Origin of the sequence: Streptosporangium sp. NPDC050855, assembly GCF_044456585.1 — a bacterium.
In the GTDB taxonomy this organism is placed as follows: Bacteria; Actinomycetota; Actinomycetes; order Streptosporangiales; family Streptosporangiaceae; genus Streptosporangium; species Streptosporangium longisporum.
Genome location: NZ_JBITFY010000034.1, coordinates 43,172 through 51,660, shown reverse-complemented (window position 1 = coordinate 51,660; position 8,489 = coordinate 43,172). Strand labels below are relative to the sequence as shown.

Here is an 8,489-nt window from a genome sequence, read left to right as displayed (position 1 = left end):
CCACCACCGTGGCGATCCTGCGCAGCCTGGAGGAGGACCTGGACCCCGGGCGGGGGGGGGGGGGGGGGGGGGGGGGGGGGGGGGGGGGGGGGGCGCGGGGGCCGGCGGCCCCCCCCCCCCCCCCCCCCCCCCCCCCACCGCCGTGAAACGCTTCAGCATGAGGTAAAGCTGACACCTGGAAAGGGTCACGGCAAGGTAAGGACTCCACGCTCGTGTCACGGGTGGCACGGGCGAGGGCCGACCCGACCGCGCCTACGCGTGGCCGGAGATGCCGCCGTCCACCGGGATCACGGCCCCGGTCAGGTAGGCGCCGGCCCGTGAGGACAGGAAGATCGCGGTGCCCGCCATGTCCTCGGGAGTGCCGATGCGGCCCAGCGGGACATGGGACGCCACGGCCGCGCGCATCTCCGGGTCGTCGAGGGCGAACGCCATCATCTTCGACTCGAACGGCCCCGGCGCGATCGCGTTGACCGTGATCGACTCCTTGGCGAGCCGCTGGGACAGGTGGCGGGTGAGCATGTGCACGGCGGCCTTGGCGGCCGAGTAGGCGTAGTTCTCCATCGAGGGCACCCGGATGCCGTCCACCGAGCCGATGTTGATCACTCTGGCCGGGTCCTGCGGGGTCGCCGCGGCGCGCAGCATCGGCAGGAACCGCTGGGTCAGGTGGAACACGCCCTTGACGTTGATCCCCCAGAGCTTGTCGAACGCCTGCCCGGGGTACTCCTCCAGTGGTGCCCCCCAGGTCGCCCCGGCGTTGTTGACCAGCACGTCCAGGCGGGACTCGCGCCCGGAGACCGCCTCGAACAGCGCGGACGCCCCGTCCTCGGTGGACAGGTCGGCCGGTACGGCGACGCATCCCAGTTCGGCGGCGGTCTTCTCGACCTCGGCCGCCTTCCGCGAGGAGATGTACACCGTGGCCCCCGCGTCGACGAACCCGGCCGCGATCATCCGGCCGATTCCACGGGAGCCGCCGGTGACGACGACGGTCTTGCCTTCCACGGAGAACAGAGTCATGTTCGGTAGCATGCCGCACGCCCCGCGACCCCGTCCATACCGACCGGTCGGTTCCTGACCGGGACGGCACGGCCGAGCCGATGGGATCGGTTTTTCCCGGGCTTCGTGCCCGTACGGGAGAAACGTCCTGAAAAATAAAGCCGGAGAATAAAAATAGAATGAAACAATCTTCCAACGCTCATTGACAGGAGCTGTTCGGATGGTGTGCCTTCGTTGTCAGGGATCATCGACGTGAAGGCGAGGCACACCATGGCCGCAACGGGTGCGCGGATGGCGGCACTGGGTCTGGCGCTCTCGGTGTCGATCCTCCCGCCGATCCAGGCGCCGGTCCCCGCCCACGCCTCGGCCGCGCACCCCCGATCGGCGCCGGCCGCCGAGCCGGACGGGACGGCCGGCCGGAGGGCCGCGGCACCCGCGCCGGCCAGGAAGGTCGTCCGGATGGGCGCCACCCAGAGCGTGGACTCGATGAACCCGTTCCTGGCGGTCAGGCTGATCTCCACGGCGATCCACCGCTGGACCTACGGCCAGCTCACCATGCCCGATCCCAGGACCCTCGCGCCCGCCCCCGACCTGGCCGAGTCGTGGAAGACCTCGGCGGACCGGCTGACCTGGACCTTCACCATGCGCGCCGGCGCCACCTGGTCGGACGGGCGGCCCGTCACCGCCCACGACGCCGCGTGGACCTTCAACAAGATCATGACCGACGACGCGGCCAAGACGGCGAACGGCCCCGCCGTGGAGAACTTCGACACCGTCACCGCGTCCGACGACCGGACCCTGGTCATCAGGACCGAGAAACCGCAGGCCTCCATGCTGGAGCTGCCGATCCCGATCATGCCCAGGCACGTCTGGGAGGGCGTCGGCGACGTCGGCACGTTCGAGAACGAGACCTACCCGGCCGTCGGCAACGGCCCCTACATCCCCGTCGAGCACCGGAAGAACGCGTACGTGAAGCTGAGGGCCAACCCGTCGTACTGGCGCGGCGCCCCCGCGATCGACGAGCTGCACGTCGTCTTCTACGAGAACCCCGAGGCGGCGATCGCCGGTCTGAAGAAGGGCGACGTCGACTGGATCGGCAGGCTGGCGCCCCCGCAGTTCCAGGCCCTCGCCGGCCACCCCGACATCGTGCAGTGGAACACCCCCGGCCGCCGGGCCGCCTACCTGCAGCTCAACCCGGGGGCCGAGACCTCCGGCGGCGAGCCGATCGGCGACGGCCACCCCGCCCTCAAGGACGCCCGGGTGCGCCGGGCCGTTCACCACGCGATCGACAAGAATGCCCTCGTCCGGCAGGTGCAGAACGGGCTGGCCGTACCGGCCGACGGCTCGATCGTCCCGCCGATGTACCGGGAGTTCTTCTGGCGGGCCGAGGGCGACGACGCCGTCACCTTCGACCCGGCCGAGGCCGGGCGCATCCTCGACGAGGCCGGGTACGCCAGGGGGGCCGACGGGATCCGGACCATGCCCGGCGGCGGGCGCAGGCTGGAGATGCGCTTCAGCGTCCGCACCGAGGAGCCCGTCGAGGAGAAGATCGCCCAGTACCTGACCGGCTGGCTCCGCGACATCGGCATCTCGCTCACCGTCCGCAGGATCGACGCCAACAGGTACACCGAGGAGACCGGGAGCACGGCACTGTACGACATCGCGATCAGCGGCTGGTCGGTCAACCCGGATCCGGAGGAGGTGCTGGCCACCCACCTGTGCGGCCGCAGGCCCACCGCGAGCGGCCAGGGCGGCGGCACCGAGTCGTTCTTCTGCGACGACGAGTTCGAGCGGCTGTACAGGGCGCAGCTGGCCGAGCTCGACCGGGCCGAACGCGTGAGACTGATCAAACGGATGCAGCGGCGCCTCTACACCGAGGCCCCGGTCATCGCGCTCTACTACCCCAACAACCTGGAGGGCTACCGCAGGGACAGGATCGCCTCCATCACCCCCCTCCCCGAGGACAGGGGCCTGCTGTACGGCGCCAGCGGCTACTGGCCGGTCTACTCCCTGCGGGCGGTGGAGCGTCCCGCGGCCCCCGCCGGGAGCGGCACGGGCACCGGTGCCGCCGTGGCGGTGGCGGCGATCGCCGCGCTGGCCCTCGGCGCCGGGGGAGTCCTGCTCGCCAGGCGCCGCCGCGCCCGCGCCGACGACCGCGAGTGACGCCCGTGCGAATCCCGACCCCCTCGCCGCGGACACCGTCGCGGACCGCGTCGCGAACCCCGGCGTGGGCCTGTCCGCGCACCCTCGCGCGACAGTGGGGCAGCGGCCCCGACGAACAGGACCGACAGGGCGAACAGGAAAGACATGACGGGAAGGACGGCCGCCGGAGGCTGGCGCGCTACGCGCTGGTCAAGCTCGGCGGGGCGTTGCTCAGCATCGCGCTGGTGGTCGTCGCCACCTTCTTCCTGTTCCGCCTGATCCCCGGCGACCCCACCATCGCCTACACCCGCGACGTGCCGGTCACCCCGGAGCAGCTCGACCTGCTCCGCCGCCGGATGGGGCTGGACCGGCCGCTGGGCGAGCAGTTCCTCGACTTCGTGCTGCGCACCCTGCGGCTGGACCTGGGCACCTCGTACGAGTACCGGCGGCCGGTCACCGAGCTGATCGGCGAGCGGGTGGGTCCCACGCTGCTGCTGGTGGGCACCGGGCTGGCCGTCGCGGTGAGCCTGGGCATGTGGCAGGGCACCAGGGCCGCCTGGCGGCACGGCGGCAGGTTCGACCGCGTCTCCACCGGGACCGCGCTGACCCTGTGGTCGGTGCCGACCTTCTGGCTGGGACTGCTGCTGCTGATGGTCTTCGCCGCGGGGGCGGGCCCGCTGCCCGGCCTGTTCCCGACCCGGGGCATGCAGGACGTCGACGCGCCCGGGGGGCCGATGTACCTGCTGCACGTCGCCCACCACCTGGTGCTGCCCTGCCTCACCCTGGTGGCCGTGGTCTACGCGCAGTACCTGCTGGTCATGCGGTCGTCGCTGCTGGAGGAGATCGGCCAGGACTACGTGACCACGGCCCGCGCCAAGGGACTGCGCGACGACGACGTCCGGCGCCGCCACGCCGTGCCGAACGCGCTCCTGCCCACGGTGACGCTGGTCTTCATGCAGATCGGGTTCGTGGTGGGCGGCGCGGTCTCGGTGGAGTTCGTCTACTCCTGGCCCGGCCTGGGCCTGCTGTTCGTCGAGGCCATCAAGGGACCCGACTACGCGGTCATGCAGGGGACCTTCATGCTCGTCTGCGTCGCGGTCATCGTCATGAACACGCTGGCCGACGTGGTCTACCACGTCCTGGACCCGAGGGTGAGGTCGGCATGAGCCCGGACGCGACAGGCCCGTCCGGCACGGTGACCCGGCGCGGCGTCGCCCGTGCCCGCCGCCGCGCCGCCCTGGCCCGCTTCTGCCGCGCGTACGCCGCGAACCGGTCCGGGCTGTACGGGGCGGCGATCCTGCTGGCGGCCGTCACGGCGGCCCTGGTGACGCCGCTGGTCACCGACCCGGCGGGGATGGACGTCACCGGGGCCACGGGCACCGCGATGGCACCGCCGAGCGCGGAGTTCCCGCTGGGCACCGACGAGTCGGGCCGCTCGGTCCTGCTCATGCTGCTGTGGGGCTCGCGGGTCTCGCTGCTCATCGGTTTCATGTCCGCCCTGCTCAGCATGGTGATCGGCACGGTCTTCGGGATCGCCGCAGGGCACTTCCGCGGCCCGCTGGGGGCCGTGCTGATGCGCGTCACCGACTGGTTCCTGGTGCTCCCCTCGCTGGTCCTGGCCATGGTGCTCACGGCCGTCCTCGGCGGCGGCGCGTCCACGATCATCCTGGCGATCGGGGTGACCTCCTGGGCCTCCACGGCGCGGCTGATCCGGGCCCAGACGCTGGCGGTCGAGGCCAGGCCGTACATCGAGAGGTCCAGGGCGCTGGGGGCCGGGCACTGGCACGTCATGACCCGGCACGTGCTGCCGAACGTCGCCCCGCTGGTGCTGGCCAACACCACCCTGATGGTGGCCAGCGCCATCGTCGCCGAGTCCACCCTGGCCTTCCTGGGCGCGGGCTCGGGCCAGGTGTCCTGGGGCGGCATGCTGCGCGGCTCCTACGACTGGGGGGCGGCCACCTCCGGCGCCTGGTGGTACGTGCTGCCGCCGGGCCTGTGCATCGTCGCGGTGGTGCTGGCGTTCACCCTGTGCGGGCGCGCCCTGGAGGCCGTGCTCAACCCGCGGCTGCGGGGGGTGGCCCGGTGAGCCTGCTCGAAGTGCACGACGTGTCGGTGACCTACCGGGGCGCGGCCGGGGACGTGCCCGCCGTACGGGGCGTCTCGCTCGGCCTGGCGGCCGGTGAGGCGCTCGGCGTGGCCGGGGAGTCGGGGTCGGGCAAGTCGACGCTGGCCATGTCCCTGCTGCGGCTGCTGCCCCGGGACGCGCGGGTGTCCGGGCGGATCCTGCTGGAGGGCGAGGACGTGCTCGGCATGAGCTGGGGACGGCTGCGCGCCGTCCGGTGGGCGTCGGCCTCGGTGGTCTTCCAGGGCGCCCAGCACGCGCTGAACCCGGTGCGGCGGATCGGGGACCAGATCGCCGAGCCGCTGCTCGTGCACGGCGCGGCGACCCGGGACGGGGCCCGGCGCAGGACGGCGGAGCTGCTGGAACAGGTCGGCCTGCCCGCCTGGCGGGCGCGCGGCTACCCGCACGAGCTGTCCGGGGGGCAGCGCCAGCGCGTGATGATCGCCATGGCGCTCGCCTGCTCGCCGCGCCTGATCGTCGCCGACGAGCCGACCACCGCCCTGGACGTGATGATCCAGGCGCAGGTGCTCACGCTGATCCGCTCGCTCATCGCCGAGCACGGCATCGGCCTGATGATGATCTCTCACGACCTGTCGGTGCTGGCGGCGACGTGCGACCGGCTGGCGATCATGTACGCGGGGCGCGTGGTCGAGTCCGGCCCGGCGCGGCGGGTCTTCCGCGACGCCGCGCACCCCTACGGCCGGGCACTGGCCGGGGCGTTCCCCGTCGTCGGCGACGCCGCCTCCCGCAGGGCGCCCCGCGGGCTGGGCGGAGACCCGCCCGACCCGGCGCACCTGCCCGCCGGGTGCTCCTTCCATCCCCGCTGCCCGGTCTCGCTGGTCTCGTGCGCCTCGGAACCGGTCGAGCTCCGGCCGGTGACCGCGCAGATCCCCGGCCCGGCGCACGTCGCGGCGTGCGTGCACGTCGGCGAGGAGGCCCGATGACCCTGCTGGAGGCGCGGGACCTGCGCGTGGAGTTCGTCTCGCGCGGGCGCCGGGCCCGCGCGGTGGACGGGGTCAACCTCTCCCTGGCCGAGGGGGAGATCGTCGCGCTGGTCGGCGAGTCCGGCTGCGGCAAGACGACGCTGGCCCGCACCCTGCTCGGCCTGGAGCGGCCGGTCTCCGGCTCGGTCCGCTACGGCGGCACCCCGCTGGCCTACTCCTCGCGGGCCCTGAAGGCCTACCGGCGCGAGGTGCAGCTCGTGCTCCAGGATCCCACCGGGGCGCTCAACCCCCGGCACACCGTCTACGAGGCGGTGGCCGAGGGGCCGCGCATCCACCGCCTGCCCGACGAGGGCGAGCGGGTCGCGTCGGCGCTGTCGCGGGCCGGGCTGCGTCCCCCGGAACGGTTCTTCGGCCGCCACCCGCACGAGCTGTCGGGCGGGCAGCGCCAGCGCGTCGTCATCGCCGGGGCGCTGGCGCTGGAGCCCAGGGTGCTGGTCGCCGACGAGCCGGTGGCCTCGCTGGACGCCTCGGTGCGCGGCGAGATCCTCGCCCTGCTGCTGCGCCTGCGCGCCGAGCTGGGGCTGTCCGCCCTGGTCGTCACCCACGACCTCGGGCTGGCCTGGAACATCGCCGACCGCGTGGCCGTGATGTACCTGGGCAGGATCGTCGAGTCGGGGCCCGTGGAGCACGTCCTCACCGCGCCGTCGCACCCCTACACCCGGGCGCTGCTGTCGGTCCTGCCGGACTCGCCGGCACCGGTGGTGCTCGGCGGGGAGCCGCCGGACGCGACCCGCGTCCCGGCGGGCTGCCGCTTCCACCCGCGCTGCCAGGTGCTGGCGTCGGGCGCGGCGGCCGCGGCGGGGGTCGACGGGCTCTGCGCGTCCCGGCCGCTGCCGGTCCTGCCGTCCTCGCCCGGCGCCCACGTGGCCTGCCACCACGCCGAGGCCACCATGCTCACAGGCCGGGCAGACGACCGTTCCTGAACAGGTCGACGAAGAGCCCGTGGTCGGCCCTGGCCCGCGCCCCGTAGGCGTGCGCGAAGTCGACGAGCGTGCGGGTGAAGCCCTCGGCGTCGTCGCCGATCACGGCCACGATCGCGTCCTCGGTGGAGAAGTCGACCAGGTCGTGGCTGGACTCGTCGTCGGCCACCGAGTGCATCCGGGCCACCGCCCGGCCCAGGTCGCCGATCACCGAGGCGAGCTCGTCGGGCTCGTTGACGTCCCCCCAGTCCAGGTCGGCCGAGTACGGGGAGACCTCGGCGACGAGCTGGCCGACGCCGTTCAGCGTGGTGTAACCGAGCCAGGGGTCGGCGTACGCCTGCAGGGCCCGCTGCGACTCGGCGGTGCGGTGGCCCTGGTGCTCGAAGTGGCCGTGCACCTTCTCGTCGGCGATGTGCCGCGCCACGGCCGGGACCTGCGCCTGCTTCATGTAGAGGATGACGTCGTTCTCCAGCGCCTGGGTGTGGCCCTCCAGCAGCATGTTGTACGACGGCAGCCCGGCCGAGCCGATCCCCACACCGGTGCGGAGCGCGAAGTCCTTGATCCTGTGCTCGATCTCCGAGGTGGCCGGCAGCGTCGTCAGGTAGTCCCGGAAGGCCGCCTCCACGGCCCGGCGGGTGTCGGCGTCCACCGGGTGGCGGCCGTCCGTCACGGCGAACCTGCGGTCGAAGTTCTCGACGGTGGTCTCCAGCTCCAGCAGCGCCACCCGGGTGTGCAGCCGGGCGTGCTGCAGCACCCGGTGGAGCACGCCGGTCGTGGTGTCCAGCGTCAGCGAGCCGATCGCGTCGTCCCCGCCGTGCGAGACGGCGGTCAGCTCGGCGAGGTAGGAGGCGGCGAAGCCGGTCACCAGGCCGGTGATGACCTCGTCCGACAGCGCCTTGGCGTACCCGATGAGCGCGACGCTGGCCACGAGGCGCCGCAGGTCCCAGATGTAGGGGCCGACGTAGGCCTCGTCGAAGTCGTTGACGTTGAAGACCAGCACGCCCGAGGCGTTCATGTACGTGCCGAAGTTCTCCGCGTGCAGGTCGCCGTGGATCCAGACCCGGCGGGTCGGCCCGTCCAGGAAGGCGTCGTCGGCGAACGCGCCGGTCATGTCCGCGTAGAACAGGCTGGCGCTGCCCCGGTAGAAGGCGAAGGGGGAGGCGGCCATCTTGCGGAACTTGCGCCGGAAGGCGGCCGGGTCGCGCCTCATGGAGTCGCCGAACTCGGTGACCAGGACGTCGAGAATGTGCGCCGAGCGCCCATCGGTGTTCATGGTGCGCACCGTAGGCGGTGGAACCGGGTGCGTGC

General features: G+C 72.9%; 7 protein-coding genes. 5 read left to right on the top strand and 2 right to left on the bottom strand.

All coding sequences use genetic code 11. The features are described from left to right. Nucleotides 1-252: 252 nt before the first annotated feature. The gene (locus tag ACIBCT_RS38430; RefSeq protein ID WP_399196947.1) at nt 253-1,014 is read right to left on the bottom strand and encodes an SDR family oxidoreductase; all 762 of its coding nucleotides are present in this window, start codon (nt 1,012-1,014) and stop codon (nt 253-255) included. Between the two features lie 270 nt (nt 1,015-1,284). Between ACIBCT_RS38430 and ACIBCT_RS38425 the strand changes: the two genes are divergently transcribed. The 5 genes from ACIBCT_RS38425 to ACIBCT_RS38405 are packed head-to-tail and all read left to right on the top strand — an operon-like array spanning nt 1,285 to nt 7,184. Then, complete coding sequence (locus ACIBCT_RS38425; RefSeq protein WP_399196946.1) at nt 1,285-3,156, top strand: ABC transporter substrate-binding protein; 1,872 nt, start codon at nt 1,285-1,287, stop codon at nt 3,154-3,156. A 5-nt stretch (nt 3,157-3,161) separates the two neighbouring features. Further along, a complete protein-coding gene (locus ACIBCT_RS38420) occupies nt 3,162-4,301 on the top strand; it encodes an ABC transporter permease (protein ID WP_399196945.1) in 1,140 nt (379 codons plus the stop codon). Further along, entirely contained in the window at nt 4,298-5,221 is a 924-nt protein-coding gene (locus ACIBCT_RS38415) for an ABC transporter permease (RefSeq protein WP_399196944.1), read from the top strand. Before ACIBCT_RS38420 ends, ACIBCT_RS38415 begins: the two co-directional genes overlap by 4 nt. Continuing rightward, entirely contained in the window at nt 5,218-6,201 is a 984-nt protein-coding gene (locus tag ACIBCT_RS38410) for an ABC transporter ATP-binding protein (RefSeq protein ID WP_399196943.1), read from the top strand. Before ACIBCT_RS38415 ends, ACIBCT_RS38410 begins: the two co-directional genes overlap by 4 nt. After that, complete coding sequence (locus ACIBCT_RS38405; RefSeq protein WP_399196942.1) at nt 6,198-7,184, top strand: ABC transporter ATP-binding protein; 987 nt, start codon at nt 6,198-6,200, stop codon at nt 7,182-7,184. Before ACIBCT_RS38410 ends, ACIBCT_RS38405 begins: the two co-directional genes overlap by 4 nt. Here ACIBCT_RS38405 and ACIBCT_RS38400 read toward each other — a convergent pair. Next, nucleotides 7,156-8,454, bottom strand: a complete 1,299-nt coding sequence (locus ACIBCT_RS38400; RefSeq protein ID WP_399196941.1) for a DUF2252 domain-containing protein — start codon at nt 8,452-8,454, stop codon at nt 7,156-7,158. The genes ACIBCT_RS38405 and ACIBCT_RS38400 overlap by 29 nt on opposite strands. Nucleotides 8,455-8,489 lie beyond the last annotated feature (35 nt).

Bases quoted from the DNA above. Each gene is read 5' to 3' on its own strand.
- ACIBCT_RS38430 (WP_399196947.1), bottom strand. From the start codon at position 1,014: ATGACTCTGTTCTCCGTGGAAGGCAAGACCGTCGTCGTCACCGGCGGC.
- ACIBCT_RS38425 (WP_399196946.1), top strand. From the start codon at position 1,285: ATGGCGGCACTGGGTCTGGCGCTCTCGGTGTCGATCCTCCCGCCGATC.
- ACIBCT_RS38415 (WP_399196944.1), top strand. From the start codon at position 4,298: ATGAGCCCGGACGCGACAGGCCCGTCCGGCACGGTGACCCGGCGCGGC.
- ACIBCT_RS38405 (WP_399196942.1), top strand. From the start codon at position 6,198: ATGACCCTGCTGGAGGCGCGGGACCTGCGCGTGGAGTTCGTCTCGCGC.
- ACIBCT_RS38400 (WP_399196941.1), bottom strand. From the start codon at position 8,454: ATGAACACCGATGGGCGCTCGGCGCACATTCTCGACGTCCTGGTCACC.